Source organism: Streptomyces sp. CB01373, from assembly GCF_002803075.1.
GTDB lineage: Bacteria > Actinomycetota > Actinomycetes > Streptomycetales > Streptomycetaceae > Streptomyces.
Genome location: NZ_NNBK01000022.1, coordinates 86,426 through 111,113, shown reverse-complemented (window position 1 = coordinate 111,113; position 24,688 = coordinate 86,426). Strand labels below are relative to the sequence as shown.

The 24,688-nt window shown below is 71.3% G+C and carries 15 protein-coding genes and 1 pseudogene; 9 read left to right on the top strand and 7 right to left on the bottom strand.

The features are described from left to right. Positions 1 to 412 precede the first annotated feature (412 nt). Together CG719_RS30725 and CG719_RS30720 are read left to right on the top strand one after the other, a co-directional pair. Positions 413 to 3,343 carry an AfsR/SARP family transcriptional regulator gene (locus CG719_RS30725; protein ID WP_324839094.1) on the top strand — a complete coding sequence of 977 codons (2,931 nt, stop codon included), beginning with the start codon at positions 413 to 415 and terminating at the stop codon, positions 3,341 to 3,343. A 309-nt stretch (positions 3,344 to 3,652) separates the two neighbouring features. Next, complete coding sequence (locus tag CG719_RS30720; RefSeq protein ID WP_199836846.1) at positions 3,653 to 4,198, top strand: sigma-70 family RNA polymerase sigma factor; 546 nt, start codon at positions 3,653 to 3,655, stop codon at positions 4,196 to 4,198. Positions 4,199 to 4,314: 116 nt separating this feature from the next. Here CG719_RS30720 and CG719_RS30715 read toward each other — a convergent pair whose 3' ends face one another. After that, a complete protein-coding gene (locus CG719_RS30715) occupies positions 4,315 to 5,766 on the bottom strand; it encodes a hypothetical protein (protein WP_100571996.1) in 1,452 nt (483 codons plus the stop codon). A 199-nt stretch (positions 5,767 to 5,965) separates the two neighbouring features. On the opposite strand from CG719_RS30715, the gene CG719_RS30710 reads away from it, so the two are divergent. From CG719_RS30710 to CG719_RS30700, 3 genes are all read left to right on the top strand, one after another. Continuing rightward, a complete protein-coding gene (locus CG719_RS30710) occupies positions 5,966 to 7,873 on the top strand; it encodes a hypothetical protein (RefSeq protein ID WP_159024989.1) in 1,908 nt (635 codons plus the stop codon). A gap of 128 nt (positions 7,874 to 8,001) precedes the next feature. Further along, on the top strand, positions 8,002 to 8,295 hold the full coding sequence (locus CG719_RS30705; protein ID WP_100571994.1) for a WXG100 family type VII secretion target: 294 nt from the start codon (positions 8,002 to 8,004) through the stop codon (positions 8,293 to 8,295). A 74-nt stretch (positions 8,296 to 8,369) separates the two neighbouring features. Beyond that, a complete protein-coding gene (locus CG719_RS30700; RefSeq protein ID WP_100571993.1) occupies positions 8,370 to 12,767 on the top strand; it encodes an FtsK/SpoIIIE domain-containing protein in 4,398 nt (1,465 codons plus the stop codon). 143 nt (positions 12,768 to 12,910) lie between these two features. Here CG719_RS30700 and CG719_RS30695 read toward each other — a convergent pair whose 3' ends face one another. Both CG719_RS30695 and CG719_RS30690 read right to left on the bottom strand, forming a co-directional pair. After that, positions 12,911 to 13,555 carry a hypothetical protein gene (locus CG719_RS30695; RefSeq protein ID WP_100571992.1) on the bottom strand — a complete coding sequence of 215 codons (645 nt, stop codon included), beginning with the start codon at positions 13,553 to 13,555 and terminating at the stop codon, positions 12,911 to 12,913. A gap of 80 nt (positions 13,556 to 13,635) precedes the next feature. Further along, positions 13,636 to 13,932, bottom strand: a complete 297-nt coding sequence (locus CG719_RS30690; protein WP_100571991.1) for a hypothetical protein — start codon at positions 13,930 to 13,932, stop codon at positions 13,636 to 13,638. A 143-nt stretch (positions 13,933 to 14,075) separates the two neighbouring features. Here CG719_RS30690 and CG719_RS30685 point away from each other — a divergent pair, with 143 nt between their 5' ends. Then, a complete protein-coding gene (locus CG719_RS30685) occupies positions 14,076 to 14,762 on the top strand; it encodes a hypothetical protein (RefSeq protein WP_100571990.1) in 687 nt (228 codons plus the stop codon). Between the two features lie 31 nt (positions 14,763 to 14,793). On the opposite strand, the pseudogene CG719_RS30680 reads toward CG719_RS30685, so the two are convergent. Then, positions 14,794 to 15,092, bottom strand: a pseudogene (locus CG719_RS30680) (type II toxin-antitoxin system Phd/YefM family antitoxin). A 41-nt stretch (positions 15,093 to 15,133) separates the two neighbouring features. Here CG719_RS30680 and CG719_RS30675 point away from each other — a divergent pair. From CG719_RS30675 to CG719_RS30665, 3 genes are all read left to right on the top strand, one after another. Then, a complete protein-coding gene (locus CG719_RS30675) occupies positions 15,134 to 16,882 on the top strand; it encodes a PEP-utilizing enzyme (protein WP_100571989.1) in 1,749 nt (582 codons plus the stop codon). Then, on the top strand, positions 16,872 to 17,942 hold the full coding sequence (locus CG719_RS30670) for a PEP/pyruvate-binding domain-containing protein (RefSeq protein ID WP_199836845.1): 1,071 nt from the start codon (positions 16,872 to 16,874) through the stop codon (positions 17,940 to 17,942). Before CG719_RS30675 ends, CG719_RS30670 begins: the two co-directional genes overlap by 11 nt. A 492-nt stretch (positions 17,943 to 18,434) precedes the next feature. Next, complete coding sequence (locus CG719_RS30665; RefSeq protein WP_100571988.1) at positions 18,435 to 20,531, top strand: SpoIIE family protein phosphatase; 2,097 nt, start codon at positions 18,435 to 18,437, stop codon at positions 20,529 to 20,531. Positions 20,532 to 21,165: 634 nt separating this feature from the next. Here CG719_RS30665 and CG719_RS30660 read toward each other — a convergent pair. From CG719_RS30660 to CG719_RS30645, 3 genes are all read right to left on the bottom strand, one after another. Then, on the bottom strand, positions 21,166 to 21,579 hold the full coding sequence (locus tag CG719_RS30660; protein ID WP_100571987.1) for a PIN domain-containing protein: 414 nt from the start codon (positions 21,577 to 21,579) through the stop codon (positions 21,166 to 21,168). Beyond that, positions 21,561 to 21,845 carry a hypothetical protein gene (locus CG719_RS30655; protein WP_100571986.1) on the bottom strand — a complete coding sequence of 95 codons (285 nt, stop codon included), beginning with the start codon at positions 21,843 to 21,845 and terminating at the stop codon, positions 21,561 to 21,563. Before CG719_RS30655 ends, CG719_RS30660 begins: the two co-directional genes overlap by 19 nt. Positions 21,846 to 22,584: 739 nt before the next feature. Further along, positions 22,585 to 24,687, bottom strand: a complete 2,103-nt coding sequence (locus tag CG719_RS30645; protein ID WP_100571984.1) for a SpoIIE family protein phosphatase — start codon at positions 24,685 to 24,687, stop codon at positions 22,585 to 22,587. Position 24,688 lies beyond the last annotated feature (1 nt).

Genomic DNA, 24,688 nt, shown 5'->3' with positions numbered 1-24,688 from the left:
GGAAGGACGGCGCGGCACACTTCACCGAGCTGACACGCCGTCAGCTGGATCCGGCACCGGCCCAGCGGTGGGCACGGCGCGCTCCTCGCGGTGCGCCTTCGAGTCGATCTTCCGGCGAATGCGGATCCCTCGCTCCGGAGGCGCCCGACATGGAATCTCGTCGCCGTGGTCCGCGCGACTTTCGGGGGGCGTTCTGCACATCCCCGGCCGGGTCCTCCTGAAACCGCATTTCTTGCCTGCCCGGTCTGTCACGGGTCGACGACAAGTAGTCGCGATATCCGTCACGGGTCGGCGGCGCAGTCGCGATACCGGCGCTGCCGGCCGAAAAGGAACGTACGCTCATTCCTTATCGCCTGGTCCGGACGTCCAGGCGGGTTGTTCATGAGTTACGCATGCCACCATGGGGGGTGTTGTGCCGACGCGTTTCACTGTGCTGGGACCTGTTCGTGCCTGGAACGGGGATTCCGAGCTGGAGCTGGGGCCGCCGAAGCAGCGCGGTCTGCTGGCCCTGCTGCTCATCCAGGCGGGCCATCCGGTGGCCGTCCACGACATCGTCGACGCGCTGTGGGGACAGGCCCCGCCGGACAGCGCCGTCAATGTGGTGCAGCGGCACATCGGGGCACTCCGCCGCCTGCTCGAACCCGAGCTGCCGGCCCGGAGCCCCTCGCGATGGCTGGTGCGGGGTGCGGGCGGCTACCGCCTGGAGGTGGAGCCCGGCTCGCTGGACCTGCTGCGCTTCCGTGCCCTGCGTCAGGAGGCGGCCCGGTCGGCGGGCGCGGACAACCCCGCGCGGGCCACCGAGCTGCTGATCGAGGCCCTGAGGCTGTGGCGGGCGCCGGTGGCCTCGGACATCGCGCCCGAGGTGCGATCCCACCCGGCCTTCACCGCCGTGGACCGCGAGTATCTGTCCGCCGTCAAGGAGGCCGCCGACCTCGCGCTGGAGGCCGGGCCGGAACTCGGCACCGGAGTGCTGGTGGCGCTGCGGCAGGCCGCGGCCCAGCACCCCTTGGACGAGGCGCTGCACGCCAGGCTGATCGTGGTGCTCGCCTCGACCGGGCACCAGGCGGAGGCGCTGGACCTGTTCCGGACCCTGCGCGCCCGGCTCGTGGACGATCTGGGTCTTGAGCCGGGCCCCGAGCTGCGATCCGCCCATCAGCGGGTACTGCGCCAGGCCGTTCCGTCGCACGCGGCGCCGCCCGCCGCGCCCGAGGAGAGCGAAGGTGACCCGGAGGAGGAGCCGGGAGGGACGACCGCCGCGGCGAAGGCGCCGCCGTGGACGGCCGCCACCGTGCCTCCCGCCCAGCTTCCCGCGGATCTGGCCGTCTTCACGGGCAGACGCAGCGAGCTCGCCCAGGTGAAGGCGCTGCTGCCCGCCCCGGAGAAACCCCCCTCCATGGTGGTGATCAGCGCGATCGGCGGGATGGCGGGCATCGGCAAGACCACACTGGCCGTGCACTGGGCGCACCAGGCCGCCGACCGCTTCCCCGACGGGCAGCTCTACGTCGATCTCCGGGGGTTCCACCCGACCGGCTCGATCATGAGCCCCGGCGAGGCGATACGCACCTTCATCGACGCCTTCGGTGTGCCCGCGCACCGGATTCCCGCAGGACAGGACGCGCAGACCGCGCTGTACCGCAGCCTGCTCGCCGACCGGCGGGTGCTGATCGTCCTGGACAACGCGCGGGACACCGAGCACGTCCGGCCCCTGCTGCCCGGGGCGCCCGGCTGCCTGGTCATCGTCACCAGCCGCAACCAGCTCCACGGCCTGGTTGCGGCGGAGGGCGCCCACAGCATGACGCTGGACGTGCTGAGCGAGGCGGACGCGCTGGAGTTCCTGTCGCGCCGGCTGGGTGCCGGACGGATCGCGGACGAGCCCCGCGCCGCCACGGAGATCATCACCCTGTGCGGGCATCTGCCCCTGGCGCTGGCCATAGTCGCCGCCCGCGCCGCGGTGAATCCCTCCTTCTCGCTCGCCGCCGTCGCGGCCGAGCTGCGCGAGAGCCAGGGCAGCCTCGACGCCTTCACCGCCGAGGCCCCGGTGGCGGACGCGCGCTGTGCCTTCTCCTGGTCCTACAACCTGCTCACCCCGGCGGCCGCACGTATGTTCAGGCTGCTCGCCCTGCACCCGGGCCGGGAGTGCTCGCTCGCCGCCGCCGCGAGTCTGGCGGGGCTGCGGCCCGGCCAGGTCCGGCCGGCGCTCGCGGAACTGGTCCGGGCACATCTGATCTCCGAGCCCGCACCCGGCCACTTCAGCTGCCATGAACTGCTGCGCTCCTACGGAGTGGAACTCGGCGAGGACAAGGACACGGCGGAGGAGCTGCACACGGCCCGGCGCCGGATGCTGGACCACTATCTGCACAGCGCACATGCGGCGGACACCGTCCTCGCGCCCAGCCGGGACCGTATCGAGCTGGGCCCCCAGGAGGCCGGTGTGACCACGGTGTCCTTCGCCGACCAGACAGGTGCCGCCGACTGGCTGGACGGCAATCTGTCCGCCATGCTCGCCGCCGTCGAGCAGGACGCCCGACACGGAAGCGGCCGGCACAGCTGGCAGCTGGCCGTGACCCTGGAGCGCTATCTGGACCGCAACGGCCGCTGGCAGGAACAGCTCGCCGCGCAGACGACGGCCGCGGCCACGACCCGGCGCCTGGGCGACATACGCGGTCAGGCCCACGCACACCGGGCGCTCGGCTTTGTCGCCGGGCGGCTGGAGCGCTGGGACGAGTCGGCCGAGAACCTGTCGCGCTCCCTGGAGTTGTTCGGGGACTTCGGTGACGCGGTGGGGCAGGCCCGGGTGCACCGTTACTTCGCCTTCCTGGCCAACCGCCGGCAGGACCAGGAGAAGGCGCTCGACCACTACAGGTCGGCACATGCCCTGTACCGCTCGGCCGGGCACCGCAGCGGGGAGGCCAGCGTCTTCAACGAGATCGGCTGGACGTACATCCTGCTCGGTCAATACGGTGAGGCCCTGGACGAGTGCGGACGGTCCCTCGAAGCCCACCGGGCGATCGGCGACCTCAACGGCGAGGCCGCGGCGTGGGACAGCCTCGGCTATGCCCATCACCATCTGCACGACCACGACCGGGCGCTGGAGTGCTACGAGCACGCGCTGACGCTGTACCGCACCATCCGGGACGCCTTTCTGGAAGCCGACACCCTGGCCCACATCGGCGATGCCCACCATGCGGCCGGGCGTCCCGTGGAAGCGGCGCTCGCCCTGGGCCAGGCGCTGGAGATCCTCGACCGGATCGGACATCCGGACGCCGCACTCGTCCGTGGCAAGCTGACGGACCTCGCCCCGCCCTCCTCGTCCCCCGAGGACGGGGAAGGCCAGGGCGCCTGACGCCGGCCCCGATCGCCGCCCCCCTTTCCCGCGGCCGGACGTCAGTAAACCGTCAGTGTTGCGGAAGTGGCGGCTGCCTACGCTCGCCGTGCGCCGATTCACCGGGGGCCGCGGCGCGTTCGGCACACCTCGGTGTGCCGGCGGTGCGGCGACCTCCGGTTCCGTGGGGACCGGCTTCGTCCTGAGCATTCCTGCCGTGTCGGTGGTTCCTTCCCGGCGATCGTCGCGTATGCCCTCCCGCGTACGAACGAACAGTCCTGATGGGTGAGTACGGCGCACGCAAGGCCCTCCCCCTACAGGAACTGGACCATGAACACGACCTTCGCGGACGCCGCGACCCCCGAACACCAGACGCACCTTCTGCAGAGACTGGTCACCGACCACACCAAGGTGCTGCTCGCCTACGCCGAGAAACTGCTGAACGACCGCCACACGGCGGAGGACGTCGTGCAGGAGACCTTCATCCGGGCCTGGCCCTACGCGGAACGGCTGTACAGCACCCAGGGTTCGGTGCGGGGCTGGCTGCTCACCGTCACACGCAATCTGGTGGTCGACCGGATGCGCAGCGCGGCCTCCCGGCACGAGACGGTGGGCGCGGAAGACCATGACGCGTTCCAGCCCGATCACGCCGACGGGGTACTGACCTCGGTCGAGACGATCACCCTGCTGCGCCGGCTGTCCCATGAGCACCGGGAGGTGCTTCTGCACACCTACCTGTGCGGCAGGACCGTCAAGGAGACAGCGCGCATCCTCGGCATACCGGCGGGCACCGTGAAGTCCCGCCAGCACTACGCCCTCAGCAGTCTGCGCAACAAGGCCGCTGCTGTGCCCCGGGACGGGGCGCTGCCGGCGTGAGCCCGTCCTCACGGCCGGGCCCCCGCCGGCCGTGAACGTGACGCGCCGGGTGCCGGTCACCGGCAGGCGCGCGGCGGGTACCGGCCGCCCGTCGACAGGGGTCATGGGGTTCCTCTTCACGCCGGAACGGTGAGCCGCACGTCCAGCACCGGAATGTCCACATGGCCGTCGGCGTCCGTGTTCCAACGCCAGTGCGCGCCGTCCACCTCGCCGGAGACGAGTCCCGTCCAGCCCGCACCGCCCGGTCCGCACAGCGCGGTCAGCTCCGCGGTCTCCCGCTCCGTGGGGGTGCCCGCCAGGACCACCAGCCCCTTGACCGGGTGCCGTGAGGCGGCGGCACGGGTGGTGCCGCCACCGGTCGCGGGAGCCGCCGCCGGTGCTTCGACCCGGGGGAGCCGTTGCAGAGCTCCCGGCAGGGCGAGCGCGTCGGCGCCGTCCCTGCCGCCGAGGACGGTCACCGGGGTGTCCGGCCTGCTGCGGGCGATCTCCGCCAGCAGGTTCTGCACCACGTCGCGGGCCACGGCCTGATCGCCCGTCACACTGAGGACACCGTCCAGACGGCTGAGGTCCACGAACACCGGTTCGCCGTCGGTGTCGGTCCCCACCCGCACCAGACACGCGGCGGTGACGGCCGCCCATGAGGTCGTGGCTCCGTCGCCGCCGGCGGGGGTCATCCAGCCGACAGCGGCGGCGGTACGGCGCCACCGGGTGCCGTCGATGTTCTGCCAGGGGGCGTCGACCGCGGAGGAGGACGGCAGCCACACCGTGACACCGCCGTCGTCGACGCGCAGCCCGTGCACCGGCGCCTCCGGCCGCCCCCCGCCGGCGGAGAGTTCTCCGAGGGCGCCGTAGGCACGTCGTACGGAGTCGGCGTCTGCCGCGAACCGCCGGCCCGTCGCGCGTCGCAGCATCAGCCGGCGCCGCCGCCTGGCAGGCGCCCCCAGCTTTCGCACCACGCGCATCCCCGCGGCGTACACGGCGCGCGCCTTCTTCCTGCTCACGATGATCGCGGTCACCAGGGCCAGCAGGAGGGCCACGACCGCGGCCACCGCCGCGGCCAGGGGAATGGCGAACACGGTGGATCCGCCGGTGGCCGCTCCGGCGTCGCCCGCCGCGCCGTTCGGGTCCGTGGACGTGTCGTTCGCGTTCCCGGTCTCCCTCGCCAGCTGCACGCCGGGCCCCGAGGCATCCGGTGGCAGCCGCAGGATCCAGCCGGGATGCAGCTGCTCCTCGGGAGCGTTCAGCGCCCCGCCGTCCTTCTGCCGCAGACCGCGGTTGAGGTTAAGGATCTCCCCCGCACGCGAGGCGTCGCCCAGCGTGCCGGCGGCGATCGACTCCAGGGTGGCGAGCTGCCCGCCGGACTGCGCGGGGTCCTGGACCACGAACACCTTGATCAGATCGTCGCCTTCCGCGGCGGCCGCGGACGAGGCCGCGCCCAGTGCGGCCAGGCAGGCCATCACCACGGCCGCGAGGAAGCGCAGCACGGTGTGCGGCGTGCGGTGGGGCGCGGTGGCTCTCGGCCGGTGCCGAGGCACGGCGCCGGTGTCGTCGGTCATGGGGTCCGCCATGTCGTCTGCTACTCCTCCGGGCTGCTGGGAGCGTTCCGCGGGCCGTGCGGGGAAGGCCCTGCCGCTGTCCGCCGACGCGCTCCACCGTCTACACGGAGCCGGGCGGTGAAAGCGTTCGAAGAAGATGTGAACCCTTGGGAAGCCCGAGCCCGTGTATCTGGCGACTGCACCTGAGGGGCACCGCGCACGGGGGATGAACATGGCACGTCGGCACGCGAGTTCCGAGGACTTCCAGATCGTCGGGATGAACGGGGATCCGACGCCTGGCGACCCGGACCTGATCCAGGCCGTCATGCAGCGGTACCGGGACGTCGGAGACGCCGCGGAGAAGGCGCTGAACGTGCTGAAGAGGGACGGCACGATCGCGCAGGGCCGGGGTTCGGCCATGGACAAGCTGAAGGAGAAGATCGGCGACGATCTCCCGAACAAGCTGACCAAGACGATGACCTCCTATCACGACGCGGCCCAGGCCTACAGCGACTACATCCCGCGTCTGCAGGAGGCCCAGGACACCTTCGACCGGGCGGTCGACCAGGCGCGGGCCGCCGCACCGCAGGCGAACCAGGCGCCCAGGGAACTGGGTGCCGAACCCACGGACGAGGAGAAGGCCGAGGCCCGCCGTGTCCAGGACTCCATCGACTCCGGCAAAGGCGAGATGAGCGCGGCCAGGAGCCTGGCCGAGCAGGCCAAGGCGATGCGGCAGAGCGCCCAGCGGGAGTGCGCCGACGTGCTGGACCGGGCGGCGAGGGAGGCGATTCCGGAGCGGAACATCTTCCAGAAGATCGCCGACTTCTTCAGGGACTTCCCCTTCGTCCAGATCCTGCTCGCCGCTCTGATCGCCGTCGTGGCGGTGTTCTTCCCGGTGGTGGGCGCGTTGCTCGGCGGGGCACTCTTCGTCTTCAACCAAGTCGTCGCAAGTCAGACCGGCGGTATCAAAGCGGGTGACTTCGTCGTCGGCCTGCTCGGCATCGTCCCCGGCGGATCCCTGCTGAAGCTGGGGGGCAGGGCGGTGGAAGCCATCGCCCCCGCCGCGGTGGCCGCGATCAAGGGATCCAGCGTGATCACCAAGACCACCGGAACCATCACCAAGGTCACCGAGTCGCTCGCCAACAACAAGGCCATCAGCGGGATCCTCGACACGTCGGTGGGCAAGGCGGCCGCGGAGGCCGGCGGCGGCTTCCTGAAGAGCTCCGCCCTGGAAACAGCCGCCAAGGCGGCGAACCACGACGAGATCACCGCGGCCGGGGTCTTCGCCGGAGCCGCGGCGGGGGCCGTGGCGGGAGCCGTCTTCAAGGGGGGCATCGGCAAAATCGGCTCGGCCAGGGGGAACCCGCCGGTCAAGGACGGCGCCGGCGGCCGTTTCGGGGACACCACCGCTCCGGCACTGGGCGACAGCGTCGGAAAGCGGGCCTCCGACCAGGTCGGCAACTTCGTCGAGGAAGGCGCCACGCTCGGCGCCAAGATCGGTGTCGGGATCGCCCAGGGCGGCGATCCCAACGAGGTCGCGGCCGGTGAGATCGCCAACTCGGCCCCCACGCTGGGCGTGGGACCGGTCGGCAAGGCGGGCCTGGGCCGCGTGGTCGACGGCGTGACGGCCAAGATCCCGATCAAGGGCAACGTCCGGCCCGGCACCACGCCGCCCATCGCCCCGGCGGGCGTGCCGCTGCCCGCGCCACCCACGACGCCGCGACCCTCCGGCGTGAACCCGGCGGACGTGCCACTGCCCACGTCACCCACCAGCGGCGTGACCCCGGCGGACGTGCCACTGCCCGCATCCCCCACGACGCAGCGACCCACGGGCGTGAACCCGGCGGATGTCCCACTGCCCGCCTCACCCACCACCGGCGTGAACCCCGCGGATGTCCCACTGCCCGCATCCCCCACCATCCCACGACCCACCGGCGTAAACCCGGCAGACGTGCCACTGCCCCCATCACCCACCACGCCGGACGGCGGCCAAACGGGCGGGCGTCCCCCGCTCCCGCCGCTCACCATCCCCGACACCCCACCGGCCCGCGGCGCCGATACCTCGTCCTCACCGGACAGCAGCGGGTTCGTCACGGCACCGACCAGTCCCGACCAGCCGACCGGCAACGGCGGCCAGTAGCACCGGGCCGGGCCGCCCTCGGACCGGCCCGACCCGATGCGCCCTCGGCCCTCGGCCCTCGGCCCTCTGCCCTCACAGAACTCCATCCATGAACGGATGGACAAAACCGACCAGCAAGGAGTACTTCCATGCCTTCCTACAACGTCAACTCCGACGAGACCGCCTCGACTTCGCAGGCCCTCCTCAACGACTTCGCGCAGCTGCAGGACAAGCTCGCCGAGGTCAAGGGGAAGATCTCCAACCTGCTGGCCAACGGCTACAGCACGCCCGCCGCCCAGCAGAAGTTCTCCCCGTTCTTCGACGAGTTCGCCAAGGGGTTCGACCAGGTCAACCAGGGCCTGCAGGGGATCGGCCAGTACGTGAAGGCCGTCGGCGACGCGTTCTCGCAGACCGACGACCAGCTCGGCTCCAACCTCGGCTGACCCCGCGGCCCGCTCGGTGTCGAGGCGCAGTGAAGACACCCACCTCCCCACGAGAAGGACGATGAGCAGTGCGATTGACCGTCAGTGTTCGTGACCCTCGGATCGAGGGGGTGTCCACCACCGTCGTCGTCGACACCGAGCCTTCCGCGCAGGCGGGCAGGTTCGCGGCCGAGCTGGCCCGTGCCGTCGGCCATGCGGAGGCCGACGGGGCGGGGGCGCCGGAGCCTGCTCTCTACATCGGCTCCACGCCCGTCGACCCGCAGGCCACCCTCCAGACGGCCGGTGTGCGGGACGGCATGGACCTCGGACTCGGAACCCCCGTTCCCCAGGAGCCCGAGGCCGAGGGCCACAGCGAGGTCCGGGTGGTCTCGGGTCCGGGGGCGGGGACCGTCTTCCGTCTGGTGCCCGGCGACTACGACATCGGCAGCGGTCCGTCCTGCCGGATCAGACTGGCCGGAACGGCACCCACGCTCGCGGCCCGGGTACGGGTCCGGCTCGACGGAAGCGCCGAGCTGCTCAGGGCCGACATGGCACTCGTCGACGGCAGGAGCGCGACGGCCCCCTCCCCGTGGCAGGAGGGCAGCCAGCTCACCGTCGGTGACATCCTGCTGGAGCTGACATCACGTCAGGACTCCCGGGCGCCGCTGACGCCGGCCCAGGACGGGCTGGGCCTGGAGTTCAACCGGCCGCCGCGCTTCCTGCCGCCGGCGGCAGGCGCGAAGTTCCGGCTGCCCGCACCCCCGGCGAAGCCGGACAAGCGGCCCATCCCGTTGCTGCCGATCCTTCTGCTCCCGGCGGGCAGCGCCATGATCGCCATCTTCGTCACCCAGCGCTGGTCCTTCGTCTTCATCGCCCTGCTCTCGCCGATCGCCGCGCTGATCACCCAGTTCGGCGGCCGCAAGCAGGCGATGCTCAAGTACCTGGAGAAAAAAGAGGAGTACGAGCAGACTCTGGTGCGGGTGCGCGCGGACGTCGACCAGGCCGTCATCGAGGAACAGCACAACCTGCGCCTGTCCCTGCCGGACCCCGCGGCCCTGCTGCAGATGGCCGCCCAGCCCTCGGAACGACTGTGGGAACGGCGCTGGCAGGACCCCGACTTCCTGTCCGTACGGGTCGGCACGGCCGATCTTCCCTCCTCGTCGAGCGTCGACGATCCCACGCAGGACGAGCACCGGCGCACCACCGTGCCGCAGCTGAACCAGGTGCCCGTCGCCACATCGCTGCGCCGCGTCGGCGTGGCCGGGATCGCCGGCACGGGAGCGGCCCGGCTGGCCGGGTGGATGACGGCCCAGGCCGCCGCCCTGCACAGCCCCGCCGATCTGCGGATCGTGGTCCTCGCGGGACCGGACGGCGAGCGGGACTGGTCGTGGACGCGCTGGCTGCCGCACACCCAGGCACAGGGGGAGGACGCCTACGCCCTGCTGGGCAGCACCGCCGACTCCCTGGCCCGCCGCATCGGCGAGCTCGGGCAGATCGTCGCCTCCCGTATCGGGGCCGGACCCGATCTGACCCGGGGCGGCGCGAACGGCTACCCGGACATCCTGGTCGTCCTGGAACAGGCCCGCCGCGCACGTTCACTTCCCGGTGTCATCGCCCTGCTGCGCGACGGACCGTCGGTGGGCGTCCACACCCTCTGCATCGACCGCGAGGAACGGCTGCTGCCCGAGGAGTGCGGCGCGGTCGTGGTCACTGAGGCGGGCGCCACCACGGCCTCCAAGGTCCGCACCGGTGCGGGCGCGGCGCTGGAGGGGGTGCGCACCGACTCGCCGGAGGCCGGCTGGTACGAGCACTTCGGGCGCGCCCTGGCTCCGCTGCGCGGCGTCGGCGACAGCGACGAGAGCACCCTGCCCGGCTCGGTACGTCTCCTGGACCTGCTGGACATCGAGCCGCCGACGGCCGAGGCGGTGGTGGCCGGCTGGTCGCTCGGCGGCCGCAGCACCAAGGCCGTCCTGGGCACCGGATACGACGGGCCGTTCGCCGTCGACCTCGTGCGGGACGGCCCGCACGCACTGATCGCGGGGACGACCGGTTCCGGCAAGTCGGAACTGCTGCAGACCCTGGTCGCCACACTGGCGGTGGTCAACCGTCCCGACGAGATGACCTTCGTCCTGGTCGACTACAAGGGCGGCAGCGCCTTCGCCGAGTGCGCCGATCTGCCCCACACCGTCGGCCTGGTCACCGACCTCGACACCCACCTGGTGGAGCGGGCCCTGGTGTCCCTCGGGGCCGAGCTGCGGCGCCGGGAGACACAGCTGGCCCAGGCGGGCGCCAAGGACATCGAGGACTACCTCGACAAGCGGTCCCGCGGCGGCGACGTACTGCCGCCCCTGCCGCGGCTGATGCTGGTCATCGACGAGTTCGCCTCCATGGTGCGGGAACTGCCCGACTTCATCTCGGGCCTGGTCAACATCGCGCAGCGCGGCCGGTCCCTGGGGATCCACCTGGTGCTGGCGACGCAGCGGCCCGGCGGCGCCGTCACTCCGGACATCCGCGCCAACACCAACCTGCGGATCGCCCTGCGCACCACCGACACCACCGAGAGCCGGGACATCATCGACGCGCCCGACTCCGGGGAGATCTCTCCGGCCAACCCGGGCCGCGCCTACGCCCGGCTCGGACCGTCGGCCCTGCTGCCGTTCCAGTCCGGCCGGGTCGGCGGGCGCCGGCCCGGCGGCCACACCGCCGACGGCACACGGACCGTCATCCGGGCGGAGGCGGTGTCCTGGCAGGAGATCGGCGGTCCGCTGCCGCGCGACGGAGCCCGCGGCGGTGCACGTCCCGCACAGACCGAGGCCGTCACCGACCTGGCGGTCCTGACGGGCGCCGTCGCCCAGGCGGCCCGGCTCGCCGGAGTTCCCCAACAGGCCAGTCCGTGGCTGCCGCCGCTGCCCGGCCTCCTCACCCGGACCCCGGAAACCGCGCCCGCGCCCGCCGCCGAGCGCGCTCCGGCGCTGCCGGCCGTGGAGTACGGCATGGTCGACCTGCCGGCGCAGCAGACCCGTGCGCCTCTGGTGTTCGACCTCGACCGCTCCGGCCATCTGCACATCATCGGATCACCCCGCAGCGGGCGCTCCCAGACGCTGCGCACCCTGGCCGCGGCACTCGCCGAGGCGCACGGCGCCGACGACGTGCACCTGTACGGCATCGACTGCGGCAACGGCGCGCTCAACGCGCTGACCGCGCTGCCGCACTGCGGCGCCGTCGTCGACCGCAACCAGACCGAGCGGCTCGGACGGCTCCTTGAGCGGCTCAACTCCGAACTCACCGCCCGGCAGAGCATCCTGGGGACGCGCGGCACCGCCGACCTGACCGAGCTGCGCAAGGCGCAGAACCCCGGCGAGCGACTGCCCCACATCGTGCTGATGGTCGACCGGTTCGAGGTCTTCGAGCGCGAGTTCGCGTCCTACGACAACGGCAGCTACATGGAGCGTCTGGTCCGCCTGCTGCGCGACGGCGCGGGTGTCGGCGTGCATGTCGTCCTGGCCGGCGACCGGGTGCTCGGCGGCAGCCGGTTCTCCGGCACCACCGAGGACAAGATCGTCCTGCGGCTCAACGACCGCCAGGACTACTCCACCGTCGGCATCCCGACCAGGTCCGCCCCCGCCGACCTGCCGCCGGGGCGCGGTATCCGTCCGCAGGACCTCAGCGAGGTGCAGATCGCGGTGCTGAGCGAGGACCTGGCCGGCACCGCGCAGGCCGAGGTCCTCACCGACCTCGGCCGGCGGCTGAGCGAGCGGGAGTCCGCGCTGCCCGCGGAGCGGCTTCCGCTGCGCCTGGACGTCCTCCCCGACCGCATCGGCTACGCCGACGCCCTGGCCCTGCACTCCCACGGCGGGCCGACGCGGCCCCTGGTGGCGGTCGGCGGTGACACCCTCACCTCCCTCAGCCCCGATCTGGCGGACGTGCCGACCTTCGTCATCGCCGGGCCGCCGCGCACCGGCCGCAGCTCCGCGCTGCTGACCGCCGCGCATTCGCTGCTGGCGGCGGGCGCCGGACTGATCGTTCTCGCTCCGCGCCGCTCGCCCCTGCGCCTGCTCCAGGGCCGCCCCGGTGTGGCCGCCGTCATCACCGACGCGGAGGTGCCGGTCAACGAGTTCCGTCAGGCGCTCGGCAATGTGCCGGAGGAGAACGGGGTGATCGTCGTGGACGACGCCGAACTGTTCATGGGCGCCGAGATCGACGCCGATCTGGCCCTGCTCGCCCGGGGCGGGGCCGGGACCGGGTGGGGCGTTCTGGCGGCCGGCAACGCCGAGTCGCTGTCGCTGAGCCTGGCCGGCTGGATGGGGCAGGTCAAACGCAACCGCACCGGCATGCTGCTGTCCCCGCAGGGGCTCAGCGACGGAGAGGTCATCGGGGTGAAGCTGACCCGGGGCGTCGTCGGCCAGGCGCCGCAGCCGGGCCGCGGGCTCCTGCATCTGGGCGACGGAACACTGCGGACGGTGCAGGTGCCGCTCCCGGAAACGGATCTGTGAAGCCGGAGGTGCGCCTTTGACTCCCCCTCGCCGGGTGCACCTCCTTCCCCCGCGGGCACGGAAGAGTGGTCCTGCCCGCGGGACGCGAAGGGCGGCCGGGTGAAGCACCCGGCCGCCCTTCCTTGTTCCGTCGTGGGCGCCGGTCAGGCGGCGACCCCTCCGTCGCCGTCCACCGTGACCTGGACACCGTCGTCCGTCACAAAGCGGAAGGTGCTGGTGATCGCGTCGAACAGGTCGTACGCCTCGCTCTTCAACGGCAGATTGGGGCTGGCGAAGGTGACCACGAGGAAGTCCTCGGTGGTGCCCGGCACCGGCATCATGGTGTGCATCGTGAGCAGCTTGACGTCGATGTCCCCGGTCAGCCGCGTCACTTCGGTACCGGTGACCCGGGCCACCGTGCCCACGTGGGGCACCTTCGCGGAGGCGATGACCCGGTCCTTCGGCGCGGCCCCGGTCGCCGAGGAGACGCCGAGCCGCGCGGACAGCACCGGCAGCGTCAGCTCCTCACCCTGAGGAGTGGTGACGGCGAACACCATCCCGTACGCCATGAAGAGGCCGTCGGGGTACATCGTCGTCGTCCCCACCGCCAGCAGCGCTCCATGGCGGCGTGCGGCCCGGCTCACCTCCCGCCCCTGACGGAACATGTCGTTGATCCGGGCCTTCTCCCGGGGATCCCGGGTCGAGGCCAGCGCCCGCGCACGCACCTGGGCCAAGTCCTCACCGGAGAGGTCCAGTTGGTTCCACAGATCCGGAATGTCAAGCACGAAGCGCTGTGCAGCAGTACTCATCGGTCACCGATCGTCTCGTCCACCATCGAACACACTCCTCACCGCCGCCTTCCCGCCGCGCACACCGAGCCGCCGACGGCTCAGGCTCCTTCGCTTCCGATCTCCAGGTTGGACACGGCGTCGAGGTCGGTCCTCTCGAACGAGTCCAGGATGCTGCCGATCGCGTCCCGGATGCCCTGCACCTGCTTCTGCAACTGGTGCTTGCCGTCCTCCCACTTGTTCTCGAAGTTCTGGGCGGAACCCCGGGACAGCTCCCGGCCGAAGGCCGCATCGAAGTCGAACGTGTGGTGCCCGATGTCGATGAAGTCGTGCACGAAGCCCAGCATCTCCTGGGCCTCCCGGAGTTCACTCCCGGGTATGTTGATGTCCGAAGCCATCTTTGAGTCCCCGTTCCGGTGCGATGAGGATTCACCTGTGTGTACAACACGGGTGCGGGGGGCCGGATCGTTCAACTCCGGCGGTTTTCGGGGCGGTCGCCGGGCGCGTTGAACCTTCTCCGCTTCTGTCTCGTGTTGCAGGCATGACCTCGCTCCTCACCGGCCTGCCGTTCCGCAGCACCACCGCGCGCCGGACCGCCGCCAGTCTCGCCTTCGTCCTGTGCGGCGTCACGGGCATGTCCGCCTGCGGCAAGACCATCCAGATCGGCGACAGCGCCCCGCAGACTGCCTCGGCCCCCGCACCGGCGTCCTCCCCGGCCGCGACGGACGGCCGGAGCGCGGACAACAGCACACTGCAGGTCGTCGACTCCACCGCCCAGGAAGCGGGCCTGAGCGGCAACGGCGGCACCGTCGTCGGGGCCGTCCTCCAGGAGGAGCCCCCGAAGTGGGTCCAGTTGTCGGCGGTGACCTCGGCGCCCCTGTTCTCACCCCACCTGATCAACATCAACCAGGCAGCGCTGTACCGCTTCGACAACGACTCGGCCCAGCCGTCGCGGTCCAACTGCAACGACGACTGCGCCGTGCGGTGGCCCCCCGTGACCATCAAGGAGGGCGGCAACGTCTACCTGGCGGGCGTGGACCAGAAGGACGTCGGCGCGATCCGCCGCCAGGACGGCCAGGTCCAGCTCACCGTCGGCGGCTGGCCGGTCTACCGCTTCGCCGGCGACAGCAGGCCGGGCGATCTGAACGGGCAGGGCGTGGGCGGCACATGGTTCGCGGCGGGCCCCACGGGAGAGAAGGCCGAACAGCGGGCAAACGCCCCGCAGTGAATTCAGTAGTGGTAGCGGGCCGCGACGAGCCTCACTCAGCACCCTCACGGGCCACGTCCGGCAAGCCGGGATCGATCAGCTCTCGCTCCGACACGTTGACGTTGGCCAAGGCGTTCTCGACGCCTTGAGCAGTCGGCGAGCGTTCGCCGGAGAGCGCAGCAAGTACGAGTCCTCGCGCAGGGCTGCGTAGTCCTCGGCCGAGACGAGTACGGCGTTGCCGTGCCTGGAGACGATCTCAATGGCCTCGTGGTTCTCGTTGACCTTCTTGATCAGCGGAAAGAGTGCCTTGCGGGCTTCGCTCGCAGTCTTAGTGGCGCCGAGCCGCCGCACAGCGGAGGCTTGACCCGTGAGGGTCTTCCCGAGGAGGTCCGATGAACCTGGTCGTCCCGGTCGACGAGTACGTCACCGACGAGTGGTATCCGGGGTTCACGCCCGCCTTCGGGCACACGCCGTTCGTCATCGAGCCGTTCCGGACCTTCTCCAAGCAGGACGAGAAGCGCTTCTGGTTCCTCGACTTCCACTGCCCCCGCGGGCTCACCCCACTGGCGACGACCTGGCTGGAGGACGGCTACTCGTGGGGTACGCAACTCGCCGCCGAGCAGATGCCGCTGCCCCGCAGCCGCGGTCTCACGACACGGATCGCCGGCACCCACTTCTACGCCGCGGCGATTCCGGTCGAGAGCCGGTACGAGGCCGAGACGCGGACCGAACGGATGCGGAGCCACCTGCCCGGATTCCTGCGGGACTTCGACGATCTCTGGAACCGGCGCGTGGCCGAGATCAACGCGGGCTGGCGGCACTTCCAGCGGATCGACGTCGAGCGGTCCTCACTGAGGGAGCTGGGCGTGATGCTCGCCGAGGCACGTCGCTACGCCCAGCGGGCATTCGAGATCCACTTCGAGATGATGTACCCGCTGCTCGCCAACCACCTCGGCTTCGCCGGGATGTGCGCGGAGCTCGGGATGGACCCCCGCCAGGTCGGCACGTTCCTGCAGGGCTACGACACCAAGATCATGGAGACCGACCGTGAGCTCGGCAGGCTCACCGCGGCGGCCCGTGACGCGGGGCTGGAGCCGGTCTTCGCCGCCACCGAGCCGAAGCGGCTGGCGGCCACGCTGGCCGCTGCCGGCGGTGCGGCGACGACCTGGACGAGTCGGCTCCGCGACTTCCTCGACGTGTACGGCCACCGCATCGAGGGCACCTGCGACGTCGCGCTGCCGAGCTGGATCGAGGATCCCGCACCCGTACTGGCGATGATCAGGACCCTGCTGCGGAAGGGCGACGGCCATGACTTCGAGGCCGCGCTGCGCCAGACGCAGGCCGACCGGGAGACCGCGATCGACGCGGCGCGCTCGCGGCTGACCAGGCGGGAGCAGGAGATCTTCGACGCCGGCCTCGCCTCGGTCCAGGCCGCCAATTTCCCCTGGTGGCAGGACGACCACAACCACTACATCGACCTGCGGGTCTCGCTGCCGATGCGCCGGGCGGCACTGGGCATCGCGGAGAAGATCGGCGCCGACCGTCCCGACGACACGCTCTTCCTGTTCTGTACGGAGCTGAGCGCCGTGGCCTCGGGCGAGCGTGCGTACGACGAGTTCCGCTCGCTCGTAGAGGTACGCCGCCAGTACTTCGACCACTGGCGCGAGCGCCGCAGGAGCATGCCCAAGGTGCTCGGTACCATCCCCGAGGCCCTCGAGGACCCGATCCTGGCCGAGCTCTTCGGCCTCGACCAGCGCTTCCTGCGCGTGGTCACGCACGCCGGTCAGGGGGCCGAGAGGACCGTGCTCACCGGCATCCCCGCGGCGAAGGGGCAGGCGAAGGGCGTCGCCCGCGTACTCGCCGACACCGACGCCCTGCACCGCCTGCAGCCCGGCGAGGTGCTGGTGTGCGAGTCGACCTCGCCCAACTGGACGCCGGTGTTCGCCGCGATCACGGCCTGCGTCTGCGACAGCGGCGGCATGCTGTCACACGCCGCGATCGTCGGCCGCGAGTACGGCGTACCGACGGTCACCGCCTGCGGTATGGCGACCACGCTGGTCGAGGACGGCGACGAGGTCGAGGTGGACGGCGAACGGGGCGTCGTCACCGTCGTCCGAGCGGGAGCGGCAGTTGAGGACTGACCTGGTCACCTGGCTGGACACGGCCGATCCCGGCGCCGTCACGTCGGCCGCCGGGCCGAAAATGGGGTCCCTGGCCGAACTCGGCCGCGCCGGGTTCAGCGTGCCGCGTGCCTTCGCCGTCACCACGGCCGCCTACGCCTTGCACGTCGGTACGACCGGCCTGGACGTGCTGGCGGACCAGGTGCTGGCCGGCGTCCGCGATCCGCACCGGCGGCCGGAGCTGGAAACCGCCTCGGCCCGGATCCGAAAGGCCTTCGAAGAGGCCGACGTCGTCGAACCGGTCGCCACGCCGGTCGCCGAGTGCTACGCCGAACTGTGCCACCGGTCGTCGCGCCCGCGGGTGCTGGTCGCGGTCCGCTCGTCGGCGACCGGTGAGGACTCCGCGACGATGAGCTTCGCCGGCGTCTTCGACAGCTACCTCGGCGTGTCGGGCGCCGGGCCGGTGGTCGAAGCGGTGCGTTCGTGCTGGGCGAGCCTGTTCACCGAGCGGGCGATCTCCTACCGGCTGGAGCACGGCCTCAGCCATCGCGAGACCCCGATGGGCGTGGGCGTCGTCGAGTTGGTGGACGCGCGCTCGTCCGGCGTCGCCTTCTCGGCACACCCGCTCACCGGCAAGCGCGACCGGATGGTGATCGAAGCCAACTGGGGCTGGGGCGAAGCCGTCGTCCAGGGTCTGGTCACCCCCGACTGTGTCGAGGTGGACAAGGACGACCGCCGTGTCCTGCGCCACGAGGTCGCGACCAAGGAGTTCGTCTCGGCCTTCGACGATCGAGCGGGTCGCGTCGTCGGGATGCCGATGCCCGAGCGGCTGCGGAGTCGGTCCGTGCTCGACGGGGAGCAGATCGGCGGTGTCGTGGACGCCGTACTCGAGATCGAACGGCACTACGGCCACCCCGTCGATGTCGAATGGGTGATCGATAGGGACCGGCGCCCCGGCGGACGGGTCACCATCGTCCAGGCCCGGCCGATCACCTTCCGACCGCAGAGCGGGACCGTCGCCGCCTGGGATCCGGTCGCCTATGCGGCCAAGTACGCCTTCGGCGGAGGGGCCGACCGCTGACCCCGCGGTTGTCGCGGTCCGGGCCGTTCGACCCGGCTGCCGATCCCCGCCGGCGCGGTCCCGGCCCGCGGGACGGCGGACCGCGGGAGCCGGCGGCTGCGCGCGGAGCAGGCCGCGCCGTACACCGTCGGGGCGGATACCCTGACGTTGATGAGCACGGTGCACGGCGTGCCAGGAGCAGACGGCGATCCGCCCGAGGCGGACCGGATCCTCGCCGAGGTCAAGGGCACACGACCTGGACGCGCTCGACTCGGTCAAGTGGACCGAGGCCAACGGTTTCGTCACCTCGGGCGACGCACCGTGCATCGACGCCTCGGTGACAGGCGTCCGCAAGTCCCGGCAGCGCGCCCACCAGGACGTCTTCGACGCGGTCGGCACCTTGCCGAGCGGGCCGTGTCCATCGACGACATGTCCCACGACGTCTGCGGCGCCCGCCCGGTGGTACCCCCGCCATGAGCAGGGAGAATCCCCTCAAGAGCGAGATGAGCCGAGATGACGCGACACCGCTCCGACGAGGACACCGAGCTGGCGGAACTGGCGTTCGCCCAGTCTCCCTGCACCGTGGCGGTCTTCGACACCGACCTGCGGGCGGTGAGCGCCAACGCCGAGATGCAGCGCGCGGTCTCCCTCCCGGAGGACCGGATACCCGGGCTGCGGCTCACCGACATGCTGCACGCCGCCGGCGAGCGGACCGAGCAGGCCATGCGCGAGGTCCTGGAAACCGGGGAACGGCGGCACGTGGAAAACCGCGTGCGGGTCCCGGGCGACCCCCGTGAACACGCCTGGTCGGTCAGTCTCGCCCCGCTGAGAGACCGGACCGGCCGGGTGCGCGGGGTCGTCCTCTCCGCACACGACACCACCGAGCACCACCAGGCCCGGGAACGGCTCCTCCTGGTCAACGAGGCCGGCAGCCGTATCGGCAGCACCCTGGACATCGCACGTACCGCACAGGAACTGGTCGACACGGCCGTCCCCCGGTTCGCCGACTACGCGGCCGTCGATCTGCTCACCTTCATCGACCACGGCGACGAACCGCCCCCCGGCCTGCTGACCGGCCCGGTCACCATGCGGCGAACCGCGTCGGGATCCGCCCCCGGCACACTCTGGGAGGGCATGCTCCAACCCGGTGACCTGGCCGACTATCCGGCGTTCTCACCGGCGGCCCAGCCCATGGCGACCGGCCTGACCGGCGTGTACGAGACGAACGAGTCCGCCATCGACCGGTGGGCGGTCCACGACCCCGCCAGGGCGGCCCGGATCCGCCTGTCGGGAGCCCACTCCGTGATGGTGGTACCGCTGCGCGCCCGGGGCGTCACCCTCGGCGTCGCCCGCTTCGCCCGCAGCCACCGCCCGGAGCGCTTCGAACAGGACGATGTCCTCCTGGCCGAGGAGATCACCGCCCGGGCGGCCGTCTGCGTCGACAACGCACGCCGCTACACCCGCGAGAGGGTCACCGCGGTGACGCTGCAACGCACCCTGCTGCCGGTGAGACTGCCCGACCAGACCGCGCTCGACGTCGCCTCGCGCTACCTGCCCGCCGCCGGTAGCGTCGGCGTGGGCGGCGACTGGTTCGACGTGATCCCGCTCTCCGGCGCCCGGGTGGCCATGGTCGTCGGCGACGTCGTGGGCCACGGCGTACAGGCCGCGGCGACCATGGGCCGACTGCGCACGGCGATACGCGCCCTGGCCGACATCGACCTGCCGCCCGACGAACTGCTCACCCACCTCGACGACCTCGTCATCCGTACCGCCGCCGAAGCCGACAGCGCCGCGAGCACCGACGCCGCCACGGGTGCCGCCGCCGAGGCCGCCGGAGGCCTCGGCACCACCTGTCTGTACGCGGTCTACGACCCCGTCACCCTCCGCTGCTGCCTCGCCCGGGCCGGCCATCCGCCGCCCGCGTTGGTGGGGCCGGACGGCACCGCCGACCTCCTCGACCTCCCGGCCGGCCTCCCCCTGGGCCTGGGCGGCCTGCCCTTCGAGGCCGCGGAGATCGAACTTCCCGAGGGCAGCCTTCTCGCCCTCTACACCAAGGGCCTCATCGAAGCCCGCGGCCGCGACCCCGACGAAGGGCTCACGAGCCTGCGCCGGGCACTCAGCCGGCCCGCCCGGGCCCTGGACGCCGTCTGCGACGCCGTGCTCACAGCGACCCGCCCCGACCGGACCGAGGCCGACATCGCCCTGCTCGTGGCCCGTACCCGCGCCATCGGGGAGTCCGACGTCGCCACCTGGACCTTTCCCTCCGACCCCGAGGTCGTCGGCCAGGCCCGCGCCCACACCACCGACCAGCTGACGGACTGGGGACTGGACGAGGCCGTCTTCACCTCGGAGCTGGTCGTCAGCGAACTCGTCACCAACGCCATACGCTACGGCCGGCCCCCCGTCCAACTGCGCCTCATCCACGACCGCAACCTCATCTGCGAGGTCTCCGACGCCGGCAGCTCCTCCCCACACCTGCGCCGCGCCCGTGACTACGACGAGGGCGGCCGCGGACTGATGCTCGTAGCCCAACTAACCCAGGACTGGGGGACCCGCCAGACCCCCCAGGGCAAGACCATCTGGGCCGACATATCCCTTGAGCCGACCTGACGACCCGACGACCGGGGCGTCAAAGCGACGAGCCCCCTCCTCGGAGTCCTTTACCGTCTTCGAGTTGATGTCCAATTGCTCTTGATAGTCGCAGCGGCAAACCGCGCCTTCTCGGCACTACTTAGGAACAGGTCAGTCTTCCATACCTTCTTGATCCGTTCCCGAAGCTGAGGCTCGGCGGCAGCACCGCGAGCAGCGATCCCGGTGGAGGCGAGCGAGTTTGGCGAGCTGCCGAAACGTGACGTCAATCCGATCGCAATTGAGGTCTTCGAGGTCCGCTTGCGACAACTCATCGAAATGAGCCCTCAGAATTGATCGCAACACGGTGTAAAGAGCCCGACCGTACTCATCGACCGGTTCAGCCTGACTCGGAAAGGTGACATCAGCCACTCAGACCGAGAACTCGGCTACACGTTGAAGCGGAACGCCTGCGGTCCGAACCTGACCTGCGGCGGAGCCCAGCCCAGGGCGCCGACCAGCGCTTTCACCGTTTGGTTACGTTGGCCACCGACGGGCGTTTACGAGCATCCTGCGGACTGTTTGCGGACTCGCGGGTCCTCCCCCGCTCGGGAAACGCATGGCACCGGGACCGGCTCGTCGATGAGACTGCGCAGGTGAGCCGGACAAAGGGAAATCACACCGCCACGAGCCGGACGCGATCGCCGCATAGCTTGACCATGTCGTCGATATCGGAGGTCAACATGACCACGGGGCGGTGCTGCCGCAACGCAGCCTCGGCGACCGCAGCATCAATCGCATACTTGTGACCGTGCAAACCGGCATCCATCAGCAGCTTCGAGGCTGCCCTCGCCTCCTCGTCGCCCACCGGGACTACGCGCAGTCCGGAGAGCACCCAGTTCAGGCGGGACTTGTTCGTACGGACATGGACGACCTCGATAATGGTGAGCGCACTGATCACGACCTCCATGCCTCGCGAGCGTGCCTCAGCAACCAGAGCCACCACCTGCTCGTCGTCGGCGAGGAGCTTCGAGAGCCCCTCACTGTCGAGGACCAGCGTCCCCTCGTGACTCAGCCTGCGGCGGGCCACTCGGCCTCCTCGGCGAACACCTCGTCGAAGACCTGCCGCGCCCGCTGACGAGCCTGCTCGGAGACCGGCCCCTTGCGGTTCTCGTAGTCCGCCAGATACTCGTCCAGCACCTGGCCGCGCAACTCACGCTCGACCGCCGCGGCGATGAACGCAGAGAACTCCCGCTTGCCCACCCGCGCACGGATCGCCTCCGCGGTCCCCTCCGGAAGCGACAGGCTCACCCGCGTCGCCGGCCCTTCTCCGATGCTGTACGTCGTCTCAGCCATAACCCAAGTGTGTCAAACGAGTAGGAAAAGCGCTACGGTCCGCCCCGCCGAGCGCAATGTCCGGCATCCCGCGGGCGCCCCCGAACCAGCCGTCGCATGACCAGCTCGGCTTGACGAAAGACATAGAGGCACCACCCGGGAGCCACCCGGGAAAGGCCGGGGAAGAATCGCCCACCGCCACCGGCGGGCCGGCAGAGCCGCCACCTGATGCCCGGCACCCTGCCGCCCGGCAGTGAAGGCCTCTCGAAGCTCTGCCGCAAAGAACGTGCCGTCGTGGCCTTGGTCCAAGCGGCAGCAGAAGAAGGCGTTCGCGTGGCCACAAGCGCCCTGACCACCCTTGAGGCCGACTACGAGCGCATTCCTGAGGACCTGACACTCCTGTGCGGCCCTTCCGCAGAGGTCGTCAAGGCCTGAAACACCAGACACAGACGCACCAGCCTGACCCGCAGCCAACGCCGCAGCGCCTCGCGGGGCTGAAACTCCGCACGGACAGACACCTCGGACCCGACCCGCCCAACAGGCGGGCCGAGCCTGCCTTGACGAGTCGCTACACGTTGCAGCGGAACATGGAAGACAGAGCTGCGAACTGCGGAAACGCCGGTTTCGAGGGCCCGTCCCAGCACGGGAGCCGCATCCCAGTACGGCGGAGCGGATCGCCGTCGGCACGACGGGGTGCTCGTTTCGGCCCAGGCGGCGGGAGCGGAAGCGGGCAGTACGGGCAGTACGGGCAGTACGGAGGCTACGGTGGCGGCTCCGTCTCAGCGGTGGAGGAGTTGTCTGCGGTCCCGGCGCCGGTGCGGGGTCGGACGGTGAGAGCGAGGACGGCCAGGTCGTCGCGGAGCCGGTCCTTCCAGCGGATGCAGGCGTCCTTCAGAAGTTCCTCGGCAAGGCGGTCGGCGGGGCGGTCACCGAGCCCCGGGGGGAGGCCGTCGAGCAGGGCGGCGAGGTCCTCCGGATCGCGGGCGCGGTAGGAGCCGGAACCCTCGGTAAACCCATCGGTGTACAGGATCATGCTGTCGCCGGGGCCCAGGTCTATGTCCTCCACGGGGTGGTCAAGGGTGTCGAGCACCCCGAGCACGGGTCCTGCCGCCCCCATCGGACAGGTGGTCCCGTCGCCCCGTCGCAGCAGGGGGGCGGGGTGTCCAGCGCGGACGACGCGCAAACGCGCAGGCAAGGGGCCGGGGTCGAGGACGGTGTACACCAGAGTGCAGAAGGGAGTGTCGGCGCGCTTGAGCGCATGGTGGAGCAGAGCCAGGACGTGGCCGGGGTGGGGGTCCTGCCAGGCGGCGGCCCACAGGGTGTGGCGAACAAGGCCGGTGACCGCGGCAGCGGCGGGCCCCTTGCCACAGACGTCGCCCAGGGTGAGGACCCAGCGCCCGCCGGATACGGGGAAGACATCGTAGAAGTCGCCGCCGATCTGCAGGCTGTCATTGTGGGGGCGGTAGCGGGCGGCGATGTCGAAGCCGGGTATCCGCGGCAGCCGTGGGGGCAGCAGGGGACGCTGGAGGTCTTCGGCAGTGGCGTGCAGGCGCCGCAGGAGGAGATCCTGGCGGATGCCGGCGGAGATCCGGTCGGCGATACCGACGAGGGCGTCCAGGGTGGCCCCGGGCAGCGGGTGGCGAGCGAACAGGGCCATGACACCCATCAGTTCGCCGTCGGCGACCAAGGGGTAGCCGGCGAAGGCGGCCATGCCTTCGCGGCGCGTCCACTCCCGGTCGCTGACCTGCAGGTCGCCGGTCTTGGCGAGGTGGGGGCGGCACTCGGCCGCGATCATGCCGATCTCGTGTTCGCCGACGCGGACACGGGAGAGGTCGTCGTTCGGGCAGGGGCACGGGCCCGCACCCGCCTCCAGGCGGAGGACATCGCGAGGGGGATCGAGGGTCCAAATGTGGGCGGAGGCGGCGTCGAGCCGGTCGACGACGGCCTGGGTCACGCGCTGGAGCCGCTCAGCCAGGGGGCAGCCGGCGGTCATGGCGGCGGCGACGTCGCTGCTGAGCAGGGCGTGGCTGGTGTGCATTGCCAGCTCACTGCGGGCGGCGGTCTCCGCAGAGACGTCCTCCAGCAGCAGCAGGGTCTGCCTGTGGCCCTCGTGGTTGGTTACCTGCTGCGGGCTCAGGCGCAGGACCTGGCGGTGGTCGCCGTCGGCGCGTTCGAACAGCTCGGACGGGCCGATGCCGTGGGCAGCGGCTGCCAGGTGGCGGGACAGGCGCCGCCGGGCGATGGCGGGGAAGTAGTCCACCAGAAAGACGTGAAGCGCGTCGTCGGAGGTGAGGGCGAGCAGGTCGGCGGCCTTGCGGTTCCAGGCCGTGATGCGCCCGTCCCCGTCCAGGGCGAGAGCGCCGATCAGCGCCTGGTGGAGCAGGGGGCCGAACAGGTGCTCGCCGGGCTGGCGGCTGACCTCGTGCGTGGAGGCCAGCTGGCGCTGGGCGGCGGCCTGAGCTGCCCGGTAGTGGTGTTGACGGGTGAGCTGCTCCAGCATGCCGCGGACGGTCTCGGGCAGCCGGTGCGCGTCGCCGAGCGGCACCCGGCGGACCTGGTAGGGCGAGTACAGGAGGGGCAACGGGGCCATGTCGTCGTGGTCGGTCAGGACGATGACGGCCCAGTCGGCCGCGCGGGCCTCGAGGGCGGTGGTGAGGCCGACGGGGTCGGTCACCCGGGGCCCGACCACCAAGAGGGTCGGTCGCGGAACGTCGGCCTCCTGTGCCTGGTGGAGTGCGGCCCTGGCGCAGGAGGTGTCCGCCAGCGAGATCACCTCCGCCTGGTCGGCGAAACTCCGGCGCACAGTAGCGTCGGAGGTCTCGTCGGTCCCGACCAGCACGATCCGGCATGGTACGGCGGACATC

What these genes read in the sequence shown, in the direction of transcription:
- CG719_RS30720 (WP_199836846.1), top strand. Translation starts at nt 3,653, where the DNA reads ATGAACACGACCTTCGCGGACGCCGCGACCCCCGAACACCAGACGCAC.
- CG719_RS30715 (WP_100571996.1), bottom strand. Translation starts at nt 5,766, where the DNA reads ATGGCGGACCCCATGACCGACGACACCGGCGCCGTGCCTCGGCACCGG.
- CG719_RS30710 (WP_159024989.1), top strand. Translation starts at nt 5,966, where the DNA reads ATGGCACGTCGGCACGCGAGTTCCGAGGACTTCCAGATCGTCGGGATG.
- CG719_RS30705 (WP_100571994.1), top strand. Translation starts at nt 8,002, where the DNA reads ATGCCTTCCTACAACGTCAACTCCGACGAGACCGCCTCGACTTCGCAG.
- CG719_RS30695 (WP_100571992.1), bottom strand. Translation starts at nt 13,555, where the DNA reads ATGAGTACTGCTGCACAGCGCTTCGTGCTTGACATTCCGGATCTGTGG.
- CG719_RS30690 (WP_100571991.1), bottom strand. Translation starts at nt 13,932, where the DNA reads ATGGCTTCGGACATCAACATACCCGGGAGTGAACTCCGGGAGGCCCAG.
- CG719_RS30685 (WP_100571990.1), top strand. Translation starts at nt 14,076, where the DNA reads ATGACCTCGCTCCTCACCGGCCTGCCGTTCCGCAGCACCACCGCGCGC.
- CG719_RS30675 (WP_100571989.1), top strand. Translation starts at nt 15,134, where the DNA reads ATGAACCTGGTCGTCCCGGTCGACGAGTACGTCACCGACGAGTGGTAT.
- CG719_RS30665 (WP_100571988.1), top strand. Translation starts at nt 18,435, where the DNA reads ATGACGCGACACCGCTCCGACGAGGACACCGAGCTGGCGGAACTGGCG.
- CG719_RS30655 (WP_100571986.1), bottom strand. Translation starts at nt 21,845, where the DNA reads ATGGCTGAGACGACGTACAGCATCGGAGAAGGGCCGGCGACGCGGGTG.
- CG719_RS30645 (WP_100571984.1), bottom strand. Translation starts at nt 24,687, where the DNA reads ATGTCCGCCGTACCATGCCGGATCGTGCTGGTCGGGACCGACGAGACC.